We start from the raw sequence: 17,667 nt of genomic DNA, 5'->3' as shown, positions 1-17,667 counted from the left end.
GCCAGATCGGCCATAGGCGGTGCTCCTCCTGGTGCAGTTGTTTCCACAATTCTTTTACCACAGGAGCACCCCCTTTTGTCAAAATCGCCTGTACCACCTGGTAACGATCTGTTGGCGCAAGCGCATTTATTGGTTTGACAGCACGCAGATACTGAGTATAATTAGAACATAGAATTTGCGCCTCAGGGCGCTTTTTTGCTAGTTGATCGCTGGAGTTCTGTGAAAGTGAGAGATGCCTGATGACCGAAAAACCCACCTATCTTACTGCCGAGGGTAAACGCAAGCTCGAACAGGAATTAGAATACTTGCGTACCGTACGCCGCCCTGAAATAGCCAAGCAAATCCATGAGGCTAAGGAAGGCGGCGACATTATGGAGAACGCTGGCTATGACGAGGCCAAAAACCTGCAAGCCTTCGTTGAGGGCCGCATCATGACACTGGAAGCCCTTTTGAACCAGGTCCAGATCATTGAAGAGCCCGGACAGGGAGATGTAGTCTGCCTTGGCAGCCGGGTCACCGTAATGGAAAAAGGCGGTAGCCCTGAGATCTACCATATCGTTGGGCCAGCCGAGGCAGATCCACGTCAAGGCCGCATCTCAGACGAATCGCCTCTAGGTCGCTCTTTGCTGGGACACCGGGTAGGTGATTGGATTACGGTGCAAACCCCTGACGGCCCTATCGAGTTCGAGATTCTCGCCATTGGCTAGCATAGGAGATACATCGTGCCTGATACAAGCGACCAACGAGAGCAGAGGCTGGAAAAGCTGACTGCTTTGCGCGCTGCAGGAATTGACCCCTATCCGGCGCGTTTCTCTTGTACCCATTCCGTAGCCCAAGCGTTGCAAGCTTTTGCCGCTAGTGAAGGAGCAGCCGAACCCCCAACAGTATGTACAGCAGGGCGCATCATGTCCATCCGAGTGATGGGCAAGGCCACTTTTGCTCATATCATGGATGGCAGCGGCCGTATGCAGATTTACCTGCGTCAGAATGAAGTGGGAGAGCAAGCTTACGAGTTCTTCCTGAAAATGTTTGACCTGGGTGATTTTATTGGCGTTAAAGGGCCAGTATTCCGCACCAGAACAGGTGAGATCACTATCCAAGTCAAATCTTTTCAAATGCTGGCCAAAGCGCTGCGTCCCCTTCCAGAAAAATGGCACGGCCTGACGGACGTTGAGCTGCGCTACCGACAACGCTACTTGGACCTGCTCGCCAATGAGCGTGTACGCCGCACTTTCATCACTCGCACACGCATGGTATCAGCCATACGGCGTTTTCTGGACGAACGTGGTTTCCTAGAGGTGGAAACGCCCATCCTGCAGCCTATCTACGGTGGTGCGGCAGCTCGCCCATTCGTGACGCACCACAATGCTTTGGACTGCGACTTTTATCTGCGCATCTCGGATGAGCTTTATCTCAAACGCCTTATCATTGGCGGGCTAGAACGAGTCTATGAGATCGGCCGTGACTTTCGCAATGAAGGCATCTCTACAAAGCACAATCCCGAGTTCACGCAGATCGAGGTTTATCAAGCTTATGCAGATTACCATGACATGATGCGCCTTACCGAAGAGCTATGGCACGCCGTAGCCCGCGAGGTAATGGGCACAGCAACCATCACCTACCAAGGGCATGAAGTGGACTTGACTCCGCCTTGGCGGAGATGGCCCATGAGAGAAGCCATCCTAGAAAATACAGGCATTGACATCGCCATCTACACGGATCTGCCGTCCTTGAGGCGTCAAATAAAGGAGCGCAACCTAGAACTCGACGCCAAACCAACCTGGGGGAAACAGGTAGAAGAACTGTTCAAAGAATACGTCGAACCAAAGCTCATTCAGCCTACATTTATTATGGACTATCCTCTAGACATCTCGCCCTTGGCCAAGAAAAAGCCAGATATACCCACGCTGGTAGAGCGCTTCGAGTTCTTCGTGGGCGGACTGGAATGCGGCAATGCTTTCAGCGAATTGAACGATCCCCTAGAACAACGAGAGCGTTTTGAAATGCAGGGACGGCAACTTGAAGAAGGCGACGCAGAGGCACATCCTATGGATGAGGATTGGATTCGAGCGATGGAATATGGCATGCCTCCTACAGGTGGTCTTGGTTTCGGCATTGACCGCATGACTATGCTTTTCACCGATAACCCCTCGATCCGCGAGGTCATCCTATTCCCCGCTTTGAAGCCGAAATCGGAAGAGTAGATGAAATCCCGCACAACGGCGAGGATACCTAAAACTTTCGCTCTGGCCCTATTGGCAGCTTTCCTTATTGCAGGCTGCGATGTCGTGACTTCGCTTTGGCAAGCTCCTTCGCCTACCTTCATTCCCACCCCTACCCTCACCGCAACTGCTACCAATACACTCACCCCTACTCCCACTGTCACTGCTACAGCCACGCCAACCCCTACTGCCACACCAACGGTTGTGCCGCTGCATGTGACCGTGAATCTGGACCCACCTCAGGTCAAACAGGGGCACACGCTGGTGATCAAAATATCGGCCAACCGCGGCATCATCACCAATGCGGTTTTGGATGAGCGACGCTTGTTCTTCATCCCAGGAACAAGTGGAGCTTGGGCTCTGGTAGGCATACCAGTTGGAAGTGCGGTAGGTACTCATCCAATCCAAGTTTCTATTGCAGATAGCATGGGCACAAGCGTCTCCGTGTCCCTGAGTGTTGTGGTGATAGGGGAGGACATTGGCAAAGAGTATATCCAGATCCCATCTGACAGGGTTAACCTGCTAGATGCACAATTAGTGCAGGAGGAAGCTCAGCGCCTGAATCAAGTTTTTGCCATCATTACTCCTCAACAGTTCTGGCAAGGAGTGTTTATCTGGCCACACGTTGGCCGGGTCACATCCCCCTTTGGCATCGGCCGGACTTACAATGATGGAAGCACGAGCTTCCATGGCGGGATTGATATTGCAGGCGAAATAGGTGCCCCGGTTGTAGCTGCCAACAACGGCCGAGTGGCACTGGCTGCCCCATTGAATGTGCACGGCAATGCGGTCATATTAGATCACGGATGGGGCGTATATTCAGGCTACTATCACCTTTCGGAGATACTCGTCCAGGAAGGACAACAGGTGAAACAGGGCGAACTTATAGGACGTCTGGGCAATAGCGGGTTATCCACCGGTGCACATCTCCATTGGGAAATGCGTGTCGGTGGCATATTAGTCAATCCTCTCGAATGGACGGAGCGCCAGATCCCTGAATAGGAGGAACCATGACCCCAGCAGGATTCCCTTACCGCGATCGTCCATTGAATTTCGGGCATCGTGGCGCACCTAAAGCTGCACCGGAAAATACTATTGCTTCCTTTCAGAAAGCTTGCGAGATGGGAGCAGACGGAGTTGAGCTGGATATCATGCTCTGCGCTGATGGTGAACCCGTAGTCATCCATGATTTCAGCGTGGAGCGAACGACGGATGGCCATGGTCGAGTGAGAGAGCTCACTCTGGCTCAACTGAAAGCCTTGGATGCTGGCTCCTGGTTTAGCCCTGAGTTTGCTGGCGAACGTATTCCTACACTGCGTGAAGTTGTCGCCTGGGCGGGTGACGATATACTGCTCAATATCGAACTGAAGAGCACGAGCATTCGTGGAGATGGCCTGGAGGAAAAGGTCATCAGCATAGTGCGTGAGTACAGGTTAGAGCAGCATGTGGTGCTCTCTTCGTTCAATCCCTTCGCACTGCGGCGGGTGAAACAGTTAGCCCCTGATTTGCATACAGGGCTGCTATATGCAGATGATCTGCCCATCTACCTGCGACGTGCCTGGCTGCGTCCCATGGCCCATCCCGATGCGCTGCACCCGCACTATGCAATGGTAACAAATGACTATCTACTTTGGGCTAGGCGCAAGGGGTACCGGGTCAATGTGTGGACGCCAGATCCAGTCTCGGATTGGCAATATCTGATAAGGCAGAAAGTGGATATGATCATTACGAACTGCCCGGACGCATTAGCTATAATGATCAAAGGATAGAGGGATAGAGCTATGGAAAAAGAGCATCATCCTATAGTAGAATTGGCCAGAAAAACAATTGAACATTATGTGCGCCGACACGAGATCATTCACCCCCCTCAGGAATTGGCACCAGAGATGCAGCAGCGAGCTGGGGTCTTTGTCTCGCTGCACAAACATGGCGTTCTGCGCGGCTGCATCGGCACTATTGAACCGCGGTCTGCCAACGTCGCGCAAGAGATCATTCAAAACGCCATTAGCGCTGCAACACACGATCCACGCTTCCCGCCAGTTCAGGCCAGCGAGTTGAATGACCTGGAGATCTCTGTGGATATTCTTACCACACCTGAGCCCATTGAATCCATTACAGAACTGGACCCCAAGCGCTACGGAGTTATCGTGCGATCAGGATGGCGACGCGGCCTGCTGTTGCCCGATTTGGAAGGCGTAGACACGGCGGAATATCAGGTCGAAATTGCACGACGCAAAGCAGGCATTGGCCCACACGAACCCGTGCAACTATACCGCTTCGAGGTCAAACGTTACCACTAATGATGAGTAACGAGTAAAGAGTGATAAGTTAGCTATGGCTGACTACTCTCACCCATCACTTCATCACTCGTCACTCCGGCGTGATGATCTCCACTGGCACCTGGCACTGGGCGCGGAATGCTTCGGCGTCGGCGCGTGACCCAACAATATCACCCCAATGCATGGGCACAGCCACCGCGGGTTTGATGGTGTTGGCTACCCGCGCCGCTTCAGCAGCGGTCATGGTATATGTTCCACCCACAGGCAAGAGCGCAACATCGGTTTTGATCTGGTTCATCTCTGGGATGGCGTCTGTATCACCAGCATGGTAGATGCGCCGTCCGCCCACAGTGATGATATAGCCCACACCACCTGCCTGCTTGGGATGGAACTGCTTGGCTGGGTTATAAGCAGGCACAACCTCGATCTTAACCCCCTTGACCGTTAGGGTATCACCTGCCTTGACTGTCTTCACGTCGCCCTTCAACTGCGCGGCAACGCTCGCTATGGTGACAATGGTCGTATCCGGTTTGCGTATCTTCTTCACATCATCAGCCGAGAAGTGGTCGTAATGCTCATGTGTGATCAAAATCAAATCGGCCGGCTCGGGACTGCGAAGTTTCCAAGGGTCAATATAAACGACCCCTTCCGGCGCCTTGATCCTAAAACTAGCGTGTCCAAGCCAGGTAATGCCTTCCAACAAATTAGCCATTTTTCTATCACCTCCTGCACATTCTAGCACTTGCACTTCTTTCGTAGCTATTATACCTGCCTTCGCGCACCTGTGCCAAAAGGGTAGAGATGGCGAATTTGCATGCTTGGGGTTGGCTAGCGCGAAATGGCTGTGGTATAATTGGCCTGTCGCCAAAAAGGGACAAACCAAGCCAACGTTGGTATGATTTCCAGAGGAGGAGAAATGGACTTTGCTTTGACCGAAGAGCATCAGATGGTACGCAAGATGGTGCGCGAATTTGCGGAAAAGGAAATTGCGCCCTACATCAAAGAACTTGACCGCAAGCATCAATACAGCCGCGACATACTGACCAAGATGGGGCAGCAGGGTATCCTCGGCATCTGCATCCCGGTCAAGTACGGCGGGGCAGGCATGGATTACATTTCGCTGGCCATCGCCTGCGAGGAGCTAGAGCGTGTAGACACCTCGGCGCGCGTTGTTCTATCCGTGCACATCGGCTTGAACAGCCTGAGCCTGCTTCAATGGGGCACAGAGGAGCAAAAGCAGAAATACCTAGTGCCACAAGCCATGGGGCAGAAAATTGCCACCTATGGCTTGACCGAGCCAAACGCTGGCTCAGACGCGGTCGGGATACAGACGACAGCGCGCAAAGAAGGCAACCATTACGTGCTCAACGGCGAGAAAATGTGGATCTCGCTGGCCGACGTAGCCGACAATTTCCTGATCATTGCCTGGACTGACTTGGAGAAGAAAAAGAAGCGCGACCATACTGGCATGTCTGCTTTTCTCGTTGAGCGTGGCTTTCCAGGTATCAAGACAGGAACCATTCACGGTAAGTTAGGCGTGCGTGCAGGCAACACCGGCAGCATCACGCTGACGGATTGCGTGGTACCTGCCGAGAACCTGCTGGGTCAGGAAGGCGAGGGCTTCAAGATTGCTATGAGCGCGCTCGATGGTGGACGCTATACCGTGGCAGCAGGAGCAGTAGGATTGATCGAAGCGTGCCTGGAAGCATCCGTGCGCTATGCCAATGAGCGCCATGCCTTCGGCGTGCCCATCGGACAGCATCAACTGGTCCAACAGATGATCGCCAAGATGGTGGCGCGACGGGATGCAGGGCGATTGCTGGTGTACTATGCTGGCTGGCTCAAGAACCAGGGCATGCGTAACACGCGCGAGACCTCGCTAGCTAAGTGGGTCAACTGTGATGCTGCCTTCGATTCCGCTGCCGACGCCGTGCAAATTCACGGTGCCTATGGTTATTCCGATGAATACGACGTTGAGCGCTACCTGCGCAACTCCAAAGGCGCCGTCATCTACGAAGGCAGCCGCGAAATCCACCAGCTCATCCAAGCGCAGTATGCCCTGGGTTACCGCCAGGACAAGCCCCTGCGCTGTGAACTGCCAGCCTACGACCCGGTGGAGTGGCAGAGCGAGGGATGAGAATACGCTATTACCAGCACTGTGCGTCACGCTTCAAGAACATTACTATGTAAGCACTTTTGGCAAATCAATGCATGTCTCGCGAGCTTGTATCTAGCGGAACTCAATGTTATAATTGGATTTGCCTATAGTGCTTTATTTCACAATCCTCAGACAAGGAGGTCACGACGTTGAACATCATCGTGTGCATCAAACAAGTGCCGGATACAACGGAGGTCAAGATCAACCCGGAAACCGGCACGCTTATCCGCGAAGGCGTGCCCAGCATTATCAACCCCTTTGATACGTATGCCATCGAGGAAGGATTGCGTCTCAAGGAGCAATTCGGCGGCAAAGTAACAGTTATCTCCATGGGACCACCGCAGGCGCTGGAAGCGCTCAAGGAAGCAGTAGCTATGGGCGCTGACGAAGCTATTTTGCTCTCTGATAAGGCCTTCGCTGGCTCAGATACCTGGGCTACAGCCTACACGCTGTCCCAGGCGATCAAAAAACTCGGCGATTTTGACATTATTCTCTGTGGCAAACAAGCGATTGACGGCGACACAGGGCAGGTGGGACCAGGAATTGCCCGTCAGCTTGGCATCTCCCAACTCACCTACGTCTTCAAAATCCGGAAGATAGACCCAGAATCACGCACCATCGTGGTAGAACGCTTGCTGGAAGAAGGACGAGAGGTGGTGGAGACCAAGCTGCCTGCCTTGCTCACCGTGGTCAAAGACATCAATCAACCTCGCTATCCCACCTTTCTTGGCATCCGCCGCGCCACGAGAATGCAGATCCCAACCTGGGGCGCGGCTGATTTACCGGATACCGATCCCACCAAACTGGGCTTGAAAGGCAGCCCCACACAGGTCGTGCGCGTCTTCAACCCACCAAAGCGCGAAGGCAAGGTGGAAATCATCCAGGCGGATAGCATAGATGAGGCAGCAAGCATTTTGGCCGACAAGCTTCTCGCCGAGAAAGTGCTCTAGGAGGACATACATCATGCCACTTTTGGAAATCAACAAAGAAGAATGCACTGGTTGTGGAGCCTGTGTAAGTATCTGCCCGTTTGGCGCGTTATCTCTAGTGGATAATATCGCTGTAGTGGACGATAAATGCACTGCCTGTGGTGCATGTCTGGATGTCTGCCCGGTGAATGCGCTGAGCCTGCCTGAGCGTCCAGAGGCAGCGGCGGAGGGGCTGGCCGCTTACCAAGGCGTCTGGGTCTGGATCGAGCAATTCCAAGGCGAGGCATGCAGCATCTCCTGGGAGATGGTGGGCAAAGGACGCGAACTGGCCGATCAACGGGGCACTACACTGACAGCTTGCGTGCTGGGGCATAACGTAGAACATATTGCCAAGCAAGCCATCGCGTATGGCGCCGACCGCGTCTTCTGGGTAGATGACCCCACCCTGGCAGTCTACCGCACCCAGCCTTATGCAGAGGTATTGGTAGAACTGGTACGACAGTATAAGCCAGAGATTTTTATCCTGGGCGCTAGTTCCCGTGGGCGAGACTTAGCGGGGTCCGTTGCTACCGAATTGTATACCGGCCTGACTGCCGACTGCACCGGGCTCGATATTGATCCAGAGACCAATCTATTGCGACAGACTCGTCCGGCCTTTGGCGGCAACATCATGGCCACGATTATTTGCCCTAATTATCGGCCCCAGATGGCCACTGTGCGCCACCGGGTTTTCGAAATGCCCGTTCCGGACGAGAAACGCCAGGGACAGATCATCGCCATCAAGCCAAACTTGGACGAGGAGAAGATTGCCACCAAAGTGGTCGACTTCATCAAGCAACAGGGCGAGGTCAACCTAGCTGATGCCAAGATCATCGTCTCCGGTGGGCGTGGCGTAGGCGGTCCCGAGGGGTTTGAGCCCATTCGCGAGTTGGCCGAGGTACTGGGCGGAGCGGTAGGCGCTTCGCGCGCGGCGGTAGATGCGGGCTGGATTCCCTACGCCCATCAGGTAGGACAGACCGGTCGGACTGTGCGCCCTGACCTGTACATCGCCTGCGGCATCTCCGGAGCCGTGCAGCATTTGGCCGGCATGGGCACTGCCAAGATCATCGTGGCCATCAACAAGGATCCCGAAGCACCCATTTTCAGCGTAGCCAATTACGGCATTGTCGGCGATCTGTTCCAGATCTTGCCGGCACTGACGGAGCAATTCAGAAAGAAGCTGCGCAAGTGACAAGCCTTCCGAAGCCCATACATTCTGAAAGGTAGGCCAGATTGTGCTCAAGTCAGACCTGTGGCATGACATCCCCTCTGGGCCTCAAGCACCAGAGGTCGTGTACGCTGTTGTCGAGATCCCCAGAGGTCACCGCAACAAATACGAATACAACAAACACCTTGGTGTAATCCAGCTCAGTCGGGTGCTCTTCAGCCCGATGCACTATCCGGGTGACTATGGCTTCATCCCGCAGACCTGTGGCGATGACGGTGACCCGTTGGATATCCTGGTCATGGTCACCGACCCCACCTTCCCCGGCTGTGTCATTGAGTGCCGACCTATTGGCGTGTTCCACATGTTCGACGAGAACGAAGCCGACGAGAAAATCCTGGCTGTTCCTGCTGCCGACCCACTTTTCGGTGAGTATCATTCGATCTGCGATGTACCCCAGCACTTTCTAACCGAGGTTAGCCATTTCTTCCAGAGGTACAAGGAACTGGAGGGTATCGAGGTCATTCCGAAGGGATGGGAAGATGCGCAGGCAGCGCGCAAGGTTATCGAGCACGCCATGAGGCTCTATAAGAAGCAATACTGCTGAGGCTATTCCAAAACAAGTCTAAGCTGCCGTCTCAGCCGATTACCACAGTTTATAGCGAGCATGATGCCAACAATCACCGTGAATACAGAGTGGTGCAAAGGATGCCATATTTGCGTTGAGGTATGCCCAAGGGCAGTACTAGAAGTAGATAAGGCCGTCTTCCTGCATGGGTTCCATCCAGTGCTGGTAGCCAGACCAGAGGACTGCACGGCATGCCGCCAGTGCGAGTTACTATGCCCAGACCTGGCGATTGTGGTGGAAGAGGAGTAGAGTGAGGAGTAACGAGTGAAGACTGCGGGATACAAGATGCCGGATATGGGGCATAGTGAGCAGCAAAAATTTGAACCGATGAAAGGGAGTCAATGGACAAATTTGCCTAGTGTATTGAGGCCTGGGCGTTACTTCCTGCAAGGCGATGAGGCTTGCGCGGAGGGAGCCATCGCCGCAGGATGCAACTATTACGCTGGTTATCCCATTACTCCGGCCAGCGAGATAATGGAGCACATTTGCCGGCGTTTTGCGCAGTTGCCTGGCCGAGTCTTCATTCAGATGGAAGATGAGATTGGCTCCATTGCCTCAGTGCTCGGCGCATCCTGGGCTGGGGCGCGGGCCATGACCGCTACCTCTGGGCCAGGGTTTAGCCTGATGCTGGAGAATATCGGCTATGCCATCATCACTGAGACGCCCTGCGTGGTAGTAGATGTGCAGCGCGCCGGGCCTGGCACCGGTCAGGCTACCCGCCCAGCCCAGGGCGACGTCATGCAAGCTCGCTGGGGTGCACATGGCGACTACGAGATCATCGTCCTCTCACCATGGTCCGTACAAGAAGCCTATGATGAAACCATTCGTGCCTTCAATCTGGCTGACCGTTTTCGTGTGCCGGTCATCCTGTTGATGGATGAAGGCGTGGGTCACCTACGCGAGAACATGACTGTGCCAGCCAAAACGTCTATTTACCAGCGTTGGAAGGATCTCTCGCGTCCGCCCTTTGGCGAGGTGGAGGTGCCCCCTATGCCCGCTTTTGGCGAAGGCGCCCGGTTGCTCGTCACTGGATCCACTCATGATGCCTGGGGCTACCGCCGTACATCAAGTCCTCAGGCCCAACAACAGTTGGTAGAGCGCTTGGTAAGCAAAATCCTAAACCATCGTGAAGAAATTCAGCGCACGAACACGCATTTCTGTGAGGAAAGCAAGTTGGATATATTGCTCGTAGCTTATGGCTTTACTGCGCGCAGTGCCCTAGGTGCCGTCAGGTTGGCAAGAGAAGCAGGGATCAAAGCAGGGCTGTTGCGCCTGACCACACTATGGCCCTTTCCAGAGAATATGGTCAAAGAACTTGGAGCGCAAGCTAGCCACATCATCATGCCTGAGATGAACCGTGGACAGATGTTGCGCGAGGTACAACGAGTGGTGCCACATGCAGCCGGTTATCACCGCACCGATGGCGAGGTCATTACCGCACCCGAAATCTGGACGGCTATGCAACGCATCCTGCGCTCTGGCAAAAAGCGTGCCCTGGAAGGGAAGGACCTATTCTCATGAAAAAAGGAACTACCGCTTCGATTGTGAAATACATCCGTCCGCGCACCTTCCCTACCCCCTTTTGTGCCGGGTGCGGGCACGGTATCCTGCTGGGAGCCATCCTACGAGCAATTGATGAATTGGAGTTGGATTTTTCGCAGATGCTTTTTGTGTCCGGCATCGGCTGCGCTGGCTGGATTCCCAGCCCACACTATAACACGGACACATTGCACGTAACCCATGGTCGCCCGGTAGCCTTTGCCACCGGGGCGAAATTGTTCAATCCCAGACTCAACGTAGTCGTCATCGGTGGCGATGGCGACATCGCATCCATTGGTGGCAACCATCTCATCCATGCCGCACGGCGCAATATGGACATCACGGTGATTTGCGCGAATAACCTCATCTACGGCATGACCGGCGGCCAGGTTACGCCTACTACTCCGCGCGGCGCACGCACCCAAACTACGCCCGCAGGCAATCCCGAACCGCCTTTCGACCTGGCGCGCCTGGTAGCAGCAGCAGGAGCTACCTATGTCGCTCGCTACTCCGTCTGGCATGTACGGCCTCTGATCGCCGCCATCAAGAAAGCTCTGCAGCGCACTGGCTTCTCCTTCATTGAGGTGCTCAGTACCTGCCCCACCCAGTACGGCCGCCGCAATGAGAACCCCACGCCAATCGGCATGTTGCGTGCGCTCAAGCAAAATTGCATTAGCATGGAACGCGCCAAAACGATGCGCCCAGAGGAATTGGCTGGCAAGACAATTATCGGGGAGTTTGTGGGGTAACAGGGCTGGTTGGAAACTGTAAAACTTGCCTTTTCGTCCAATTTGGCTATAATATTAACACCATGCTTGTTTGACTGCCCTTCAAGGAGGTTCTCATGACAAGGAATAACCCTCTTAAAATCGTTGCTGCATGTGGCTTGGGAACCGGCACAGCACTTTTTCTCAAAATGACGATCGAGGATATCCTCAAACAGGCCAAGATTGACGCGATCGTCGAAACCGCCGATGCCTCCATTGCTCAAGCTGTTCCTGCAGATATCGTGGTTACTGCCCAAGACCTGGTAGAATTAGTCAGACGCAATCCCAAAGTGAAAGAAATCGTTGAGATTAGCAACTATGGCAATCTGCCCGAAATTCGGCAGAAACTTCTCGATGCGGTAAACCGCCTGGAGCAATCATAGCGTGGGACTGGATTTTCTTAGCGCATTAGATAATCGAATCCGAATCGTGGATACTGTTGCCTCCTGGCAAGAGGCAGTGAAGATGGGAGGACAAATGCTGGTTGACCATAGCATTGCCAGCCCTGAATATGCCGACAAAATGATCGCAGTGTGCGAGGAATTAGGTCCCTACATAGCCATTGCTCCAGGCATTGCGATCCCCCATGCCCGGCCCGAAGATGGTGCACAGCGCTTTGGATTATCTCTCCTTGTCGTGAAACAAGGGGTGGAATTTGGTTCCCACAATGATCCCGTGTATCTCGTCTTGTCCTTTGCTACTCCCGACAGGGAATCTCATCTCGAATTCCTACGCCAGTTGGCTACCCTGTTGCAGAACTCTGAAGACATAGCCCAGGCAATTGCAGCAAAGCAGACTCCGGAGCAAGCGCGTTCGTACCTGCAACAGGTGATCACATTACAAGAAGACGAAAGGAGGTGATCTACCCCAAATAAAGTATCTACCTAATTGGTTCATCTCGAAGAGCCAGAAAAACCAAAAATCAAACTAATGCAAAAGGAGGCAAACAATGGCAATTGTGAGTTTTCTACAAAAATTTATGCAAGAGCCGGCATTGTTCCTCGGCATCATCGCATTAGCTGGTTTCCTGATCCTACGTGAACGGATCGAGAGGACCATCGCAGGATCTCTCAGGACAGCCCTTGGCCTCTTGATCCTGTCGAGTGGCGTAAACTTGATGGTCCAGGCCCTGCTTCCGCTGGGAGATCTGGCAGGGAAGACACTGGGTTTGCCACCACTCAAGATTGACATTGGTACTAGTAAGATCATCGCTGAACTTGGTACCCAGATCGGGCTGGTCATGCTCTTGGCATTCCTTATCAACGTGTTCCTAGCTCGCATTACCAAACTTAAATACATTTATCTAACCGGCCACCTGATCTTCTGGAATGCCGTGATCTTTGTCTCAGCTTTCAAGTACCTTCTGGGCCTAGATGGACTCGCCTTGCTGATTGTGACCAGCGTGTTTGTCGGGCTATACCAGACTTTACAGCCCTGGTATACCAGCAAGTTTGACCTCTTTGTCAATGAAAATGCTGGTTTCGTACTGGGGCACTCGGCTTCCATACCTGTTCTGGTTACCTCCCTGTTGACCCGCCTCTTTTCGGCGAATGGCACCAAGAAAGGGAGAAGCATGGAGGAAATCAAGTTCCCCAAAGCGCTCGAATGGCTACGAGAGCCCATGCTTATGATGGCAGCCACCTTCCTGATCATTTACATCATTATGGCGGTATTGAATGTACCCTTCGTTTCTGAAAAAGCCGCCGCTGCCGGAAAGGATCCTGCCATCTGGGTCATTCTCCAGGCCCTGACCTTTGCCGCTGGTTTTGCAATCTTGATGGTGGGTGTGCGCATGATTATCGCCGAGCTCATTCCCTCCTTCAGGGGCATCGCGCAGAAAATCGTCCCTGGTGCCATACCTGCTCTAGATTGCCCATTGTTCTTCCCCTATGGCCAGGTCTCGATGGCCTACGGCGGCCTGATCGGCATGCTGTCCATGATGGTAGTATCTATCATCTTTGCCGGGTTCAAGTACCCCTTCTTTATCTTCGCCCCGACCATGTCCGCCTGGTTCCATGGTGCAACTGCTGCCGTATATGGGAACAAGTATTGGGGTATCCGTGGCGCCATCTTAGGGGGAGTAGTTGCCGGTGCCTTGATGGGTCTTGGTCAGGCTGCCATGTGGCCCTTTATAGGATTTGCTATTGGCGATTTCTTTAGCTGGGCCTCAGACACCGACTATGTGATTTGGCCATTACTGATCGCGGTGGTCGCGCGCATTCTGGGCAGATAATGATATAGCCGGCTCTGCTGCGACGCTTTAGCGCAAAATATAGGGCGGTTATGCTCTCAAGCAGGCCGCCCTATATTATTTGCACCAAGCATAAGAAGAAGTAAGCCTGATTGTCCATCTCAATTAGCTAGCGCGGACTTCAAAAGCAGTATCACTTTGGCAGGTACTGGTTTCGTCCATATTCAAGGATTTCCACAATGCGGCTGACAACTGTGCGGAAAATTTCTTCGCCCTTCTCCTGAGTAGCAATGCTGGCATCCCCGAGAACACCCGTCTTGGTGATTTCCTCCCAACGAACTGGACGGTTCTGAAAATCGGGGGGTAATTGCGGTTCGTCCCGAATTGCCCGATCCATATGCACAAGCCTAGGCTCAACATAAAGCATAAGAGACGTTTCGATCTCATCGGCATGGAAATAGCCACCTGGCAGAGGACGAGAAGTGCATACCCGCGAAGCTGCTTCTGCTAATCCGGGATAGGTAAACATGTAGGTAATCAGGCCCTCGACTGGGAATAGACGCCTGGCTGCTGCTTGCACTGCATTCATATTGCCCAAATGCCCGTTGATTATGGCCAGAATCACTGCTCCCTGGCGATGCATACTGACGCCAATCTCGAAAATCAAGCTCGCCAGTGTCTCATTGGAGATGTTAAGCGAACCAGGAAAGTTCTCCAGAGACCAAACCTGGCCATAGGGAATCAACGGGAGCAATACGCCACCTGTGTGCCTTGCGACTTCCGCTGAGACCTTATTAACTATAAAGTTGTCCGTTCCTATGGGTAGATGGGGGCCGTGGAACTCCATCGCTCCAAGGGGCAGAATCGCGATTCCGCTTTTCTGCAATCTTTCGTGGAATTCCTCCCCGCTCAATTGATCCATGTATGTCACATTCATTATTTCGCCTCCTTAAAGGAGAGATAGCGACGTGGATTCCCAATGAGAAATTGTTCCACCAGTCTCTTGCCATCAAAGCCGGCTTCTATCGCCTCCTCAATGAACCTGGGCACCCATTTTCTCAACATCCAGTCCAGGCCAGGGCCATAACTGTAAGAGCGGAAGTAGGATTTGCGTGCTGTATCGCACCCGAGGAGGATTTGATCTTCATAGCCCCGTTTGACCAATTCGAGTATGCAGGCAATGCGCGTGGACTCGGGATAATACTTGACCTTTCCCAGCCCATCGAAACAGATAAAAGCCCCTTTCTCCGCGAGTTTCCGGTGTATATATGGATCGGGGTTCCGATCCATATGACCAAAACTGACCCGCGATAAATCTACCCCCTCCTGGAGCAAAATTTCCGCCTGTTCCAAGGCCATTGTCCCGTTCTCCGTGTGGGCATGAAGCGGAGCCCCAGTGGCAAGATGTGCCTTCGCCACAGCCCGCAGCACCTTCTCTTCACGAGCAGAGATGCTATTGTAACCAGTTCCAAATTTGAGTTGGCCAGCTTTGTAGCCTGTGTTGCCAATGCCTTCCTTAACCTCAGAGACAAAAAGCCTGGTTAGATCCTCCTCTTTTGCTCGATCTATCCATTCGGCAAAGGTGCAGTCTGTGCCAGGCATCTTGGCTGACCACAGAAATCCTTTATTGAGCCCAGCCGTTACAACGATGTAGATGCCTGATTTTTGTGCAATTTCTGCCACTGCTGGGACATCTCGGCCATAATCAATGCATGTAGCATCAACGATTGCTGTCCCCCCAGCCTCTTTGAAATCGAGGACATCCTGCAAGGCTTTTTCGGGATCATCCAGGATGAGATCGTCCTCGCCCTTTTCCACCCAGTAGGGAGGACGGCATACTAGATGCTCATGGCTTGACGTCACCCCCAATTCCTCTGGCGCAATGTCACGCAATAATGTACGGATGAATAACATGCTTACTCCTTCCTCATCATTGATATTACACACTCACAAGTATTATACCTCACCCTTCAAATCTAGCGCACACTGCTGCCTGCCCTAGCCCCGCCATAGGTTCGTCGCACAATGGCTTGACCAGCAGGGCTGCGCACAAATTGCATGAACGCTGTGACTTGTGCACTCGGTTCTGGTAGGCTGACCAGCAAAAATGGCCTGGTAATTGGGTAAGAACTATCCTCCACCGTCTGCCGATTGGGTAGCGCATCGGCTATTGCTAAAGCAGCGATGCCCGTACCTAGGTACCCCATGGAAAGATAGCCGATTGCGCCCCCATGCGTAGCCACGTAATCGCGCACGGCCTCACTGCCGGGCATGATCAGCGCTGTCGTTGTCACGCGACGGCCTCCCATGACGAGTTCTTCAAACACCTCGCGCGTTGCCGAGCCATCCTCACGACTGATGACCAAAATATCCCCAGCAGGGCTACCCAACTCCGCCCAGTTTGTAATTTGTCCCTCGAAGATCTTGCGCACCTGGTACAGGGTGAGCATACGCAAAGGATTCCCCTCGTTCACCACAACGGCAATGCCATCCTGAGCGATCACGGTATAGGCTAGCAGACGTTTTCTCGTGCGGGTATCGTACTCTTCATCCGGCTGCAGCAGGCGAGCAACGAGCGCCAGGTCTGCATTTCCCCGACGCAATTCCTCCATGCCCGCGAATGACCCCACTGCGCTGAAATCAAAACTTACATGCTCGTAACGCTCAGAGTAGGCAGCCGCCAAATCGCGCAACAAAGGCTGCATGGAAGTTGACCCAGAAAGTCGCAGCAGAACCGGAGCATGTGGAGTGGGCAATGGTTGACCACATGCACTGAATAACACGGCAGATAAAAGCACAATCAGAAGCAAGATCGCAGAAAACCAAGACGTGTGATGCGGCTGCCAATCCATTTCGCCTGTTTCCAAGTCCTGAACATGCTACCTGAGCAGATAGATTGCCATTGTGCTGAAACCAAGTAGCCAGCAATAGACAGCAAAGACCAGCAGACTTCGCTTTTTGACGTAATCCAGCAAGAAACGAATGCACGCATAACCGCTCAGGAATGCTCCCAAGAAACCTAGCGCCAGCGGAAGCAACCCAACCTGCAAATCTGGTGACTCAAGCAAACGCTTTACCTGTAGCATCCCTGCACCAAAGATAATCGGTGTCGCGAGCAGGAAGGAAAAACGGGTTGCTGCCTCGCGCCGCAGCCCCAGCAACAATCCTGCCCCAATCGTTGCCCCCGAGCGCGAGATACCCGGCGCTATCGCGCCTCCTTGTGCCAGGCCAACCAACAGCGCTTGCCACCAGCGCATGTCCTCCGCCTGATAGCTCTTACCTCCAAAGCGCTCAGCCAACACCAGCCATAGTCCGGTCACCAGCAGCAACACAGAAACATGAATGGGGCTATGGAAAAGTGCCTCGAATTGCTCTTCCCAGAGCGCACCCATCAACGCCGCAGGAATAGTGCCCAAGATAATCCACCAGGTCAACCTGGCCCGCAAGATGCCAGGCTCATGCTGAGCTTCCTCATCACGCACAGAATAACGGACGAAAACTGATTTCACGATATTGCGCCACCAAGCAATAGCCAATGAGATAAAATCGCGCCAGAATACGGCAAGCATGGCCAGCAAAGTGCCCAAATGCAAGATAGTATCAAAAGCCAAACCGGGACCGGACCATTTCAGCAACCAGGGCACCAGGACGAGGTGAGCAGAACTGCTGACAGGGATAAACTCAGTGGCTCCCTGAACCAATCCCAAGACCATTGCTTGAAAGATGTCCACAATACCATTGCCTTTCTAA

Annotated in this window: 20 protein-coding genes; 15 read left to right on the top strand and 5 right to left on the bottom strand. The window is 53.3% G+C overall.

The window, feature by feature from the left end; all coding sequences use genetic code 11:
* Positions 1-239: 239 nt before the first annotated feature.
* Genes greA through amrA form a run of 5 tightly spaced genes read left to right on the top strand, consistent with a single transcriptional unit; the run spans position 240 to position 4,522 of the window.
* Positions 240-707, top strand: coding sequence for a transcription elongation factor GreA (gene greA / locus H5T67_10445; GenBank protein MBC7245732.1), 468 nt, complete (start codon positions 240-242; stop codon positions 705-707).
* 15 nt (positions 708-722) lie between these two features.
* A complete protein-coding gene (gene lysS, locus H5T67_10440) occupies positions 723-2,204 on the top strand; it encodes a lysine--tRNA ligase (protein ID MBC7245731.1) in 1,482 nt (493 codons plus the stop codon).
* Positions 2,205-3,224, top strand: a complete 1,020-nt coding sequence (locus H5T67_10435; GenBank protein ID MBC7245730.1) for a M23 family metallopeptidase — start codon at positions 2,205-2,207, stop codon at positions 3,222-3,224.
* A gap of 8 nt (positions 3,225-3,232) precedes the next feature.
* Positions 3,233-3,991, top strand: coding sequence for a glycerophosphodiester phosphodiesterase (locus tag H5T67_10430; GenBank protein ID MBC7245729.1), 759 nt, complete (start codon positions 3,233-3,235; stop codon positions 3,989-3,991).
* Between the two features lie 12 nt (positions 3,992-4,003).
* Positions 4,004-4,522, top strand: a complete 519-nt coding sequence (gene amrA, locus H5T67_10425; GenBank protein MBC7245728.1) for an AmmeMemoRadiSam system protein A — start codon at positions 4,004-4,006, stop codon at positions 4,520-4,522.
* 70 nt (positions 4,523-4,592) lie between these two features.
* Here the strand turns inward: amrA and H5T67_10420 are convergent, their stop codons facing one another.
* Positions 4,593-5,213, bottom strand: coding sequence for an MBL fold metallo-hydrolase (locus H5T67_10420; protein MBC7245727.1), 621 nt, complete (start codon positions 5,211-5,213; stop codon positions 4,593-4,595).
* A 204-nt stretch (positions 5,214-5,417) separates the two neighbouring features.
* Here H5T67_10420 and H5T67_10415 point away from each other — a divergent pair, with 204 nt between their 5' ends.
* The 10 genes from H5T67_10415 (at position 5,418) to H5T67_10370 (ending at position 13,959) form a co-directional block, all read left to right on the top strand.
* Positions 5,418-6,638, top strand: a complete 1,221-nt coding sequence (locus tag H5T67_10415; GenBank protein MBC7245726.1) for an acyl-CoA dehydrogenase family protein — start codon at positions 5,418-5,420, stop codon at positions 6,636-6,638.
* A 170-nt stretch (positions 6,639-6,808) separates the two neighbouring features.
* Positions 6,809-7,609, top strand: coding sequence for an electron transfer flavoprotein subunit beta/FixA family protein (locus H5T67_10410; GenBank protein MBC7245725.1), 801 nt, complete (start codon positions 6,809-6,811; stop codon positions 7,607-7,609).
* A 13-nt stretch (positions 7,610-7,622) separates the two neighbouring features.
* A complete protein-coding gene (locus tag H5T67_10405; GenBank protein MBC7245724.1) occupies positions 7,623-8,819 on the top strand; it encodes an electron transfer flavoprotein subunit alpha in 1,197 nt (398 codons plus the stop codon).
* 43 nt (positions 8,820-8,862) lie between these two features.
* Positions 8,863-9,399, top strand: coding sequence for an inorganic diphosphatase (locus tag H5T67_10400; protein MBC7245723.1), 537 nt, complete (start codon positions 8,863-8,865; stop codon positions 9,397-9,399).
* A gap of 60 nt (positions 9,400-9,459) precedes the next feature.
* A complete protein-coding gene (locus H5T67_10395; protein MBC7245722.1) occupies positions 9,460-9,669 on the top strand; it encodes a 4Fe-4S binding protein in 210 nt (69 codons plus the stop codon).
* 78 nt (positions 9,670-9,747) lie between these two features.
* Positions 9,748-10,941 (top strand): 2-oxoacid:acceptor oxidoreductase subunit alpha, encoded by a 1,194-nt coding sequence (locus H5T67_10390; protein ID MBC7245721.1) that lies wholly within the window; start codon positions 9,748-9,750, stop codon positions 10,939-10,941.
* Complete coding sequence (locus H5T67_10385) at positions 10,938-11,708, top strand: 2-oxoacid:ferredoxin oxidoreductase subunit beta (GenBank protein MBC7245720.1); 771 nt, start codon at positions 10,938-10,940, stop codon at positions 11,706-11,708. Before H5T67_10390 ends, H5T67_10385 begins: the two co-directional genes overlap by 4 nt.
* Positions 11,709-11,803: 95 nt before the next feature.
* Positions 11,804-12,109: a PTS sugar transporter subunit IIB gene (locus H5T67_10380; protein ID MBC7245719.1), complete on the top strand. Its 306-nt coding sequence runs from the start codon at positions 11,804-11,806 to the stop codon at positions 12,107-12,109.
* Position 12,110: 1 nt separating this feature from the next.
* Positions 12,111-12,587, top strand: a complete 477-nt coding sequence (locus H5T67_10375; protein MBC7245718.1) for a PTS sugar transporter subunit IIA — start codon at positions 12,111-12,113, stop codon at positions 12,585-12,587.
* 88 nt (positions 12,588-12,675) lie between these two features.
* Positions 12,676-13,959 (top strand): hypothetical protein, encoded by a 1,284-nt coding sequence (locus tag H5T67_10370; protein MBC7245717.1) that lies wholly within the window; start codon positions 12,676-12,678, stop codon positions 13,957-13,959.
* Between the two features lie 151 nt (positions 13,960-14,110).
* Here H5T67_10370 and H5T67_10365 read toward each other — a convergent pair whose 3' ends face one another.
* The 4 genes from H5T67_10365 to uppP all read right to left on the bottom strand — a co-directional run bounded on the left by H5T67_10365 (position 14,111) and on the right by uppP (position 17,648).
* On the bottom strand, positions 14,111-14,839 hold the full coding sequence (locus H5T67_10365) for a creatininase family protein (GenBank protein ID MBC7245716.1): 729 nt from the start codon (positions 14,837-14,839) through the stop codon (positions 14,111-14,113).
* Positions 14,840-14,853: 14 nt separating this feature from the next.
* Positions 14,854-15,831, bottom strand: a complete 978-nt coding sequence (locus H5T67_10360; protein ID MBC7245715.1) for a phosphotriesterase — start codon at positions 15,829-15,831, stop codon at positions 14,854-14,856.
* 62 nt (positions 15,832-15,893) lie between these two features.
* Positions 15,894-16,769: a phosphate ABC transporter substrate-binding protein gene (locus tag H5T67_10355; GenBank protein MBC7245714.1), complete on the bottom strand. Its 876-nt coding sequence runs from the start codon at positions 16,767-16,769 to the stop codon at positions 15,894-15,896.
* Between the two features lie 27 nt (positions 16,770-16,796).
* On the bottom strand, positions 16,797-17,648 hold the full coding sequence (gene uppP / locus H5T67_10350; protein ID MBC7245713.1) for an undecaprenyl-diphosphatase UppP: 852 nt from the start codon (positions 17,646-17,648) through the stop codon (positions 16,797-16,799).
* Positions 17,649-17,667: the final 19 nt, after the last annotated feature.

The organism is Chloroflexota bacterium (genome assembly GCA_014360905.1).
GTDB lineage: Bacteria > Chloroflexota > Anaerolineae > UBA2200 > UBA2200 > JACIWX01.
This window is presented reverse-complemented; position numbering and strand designations above follow the sequence as displayed.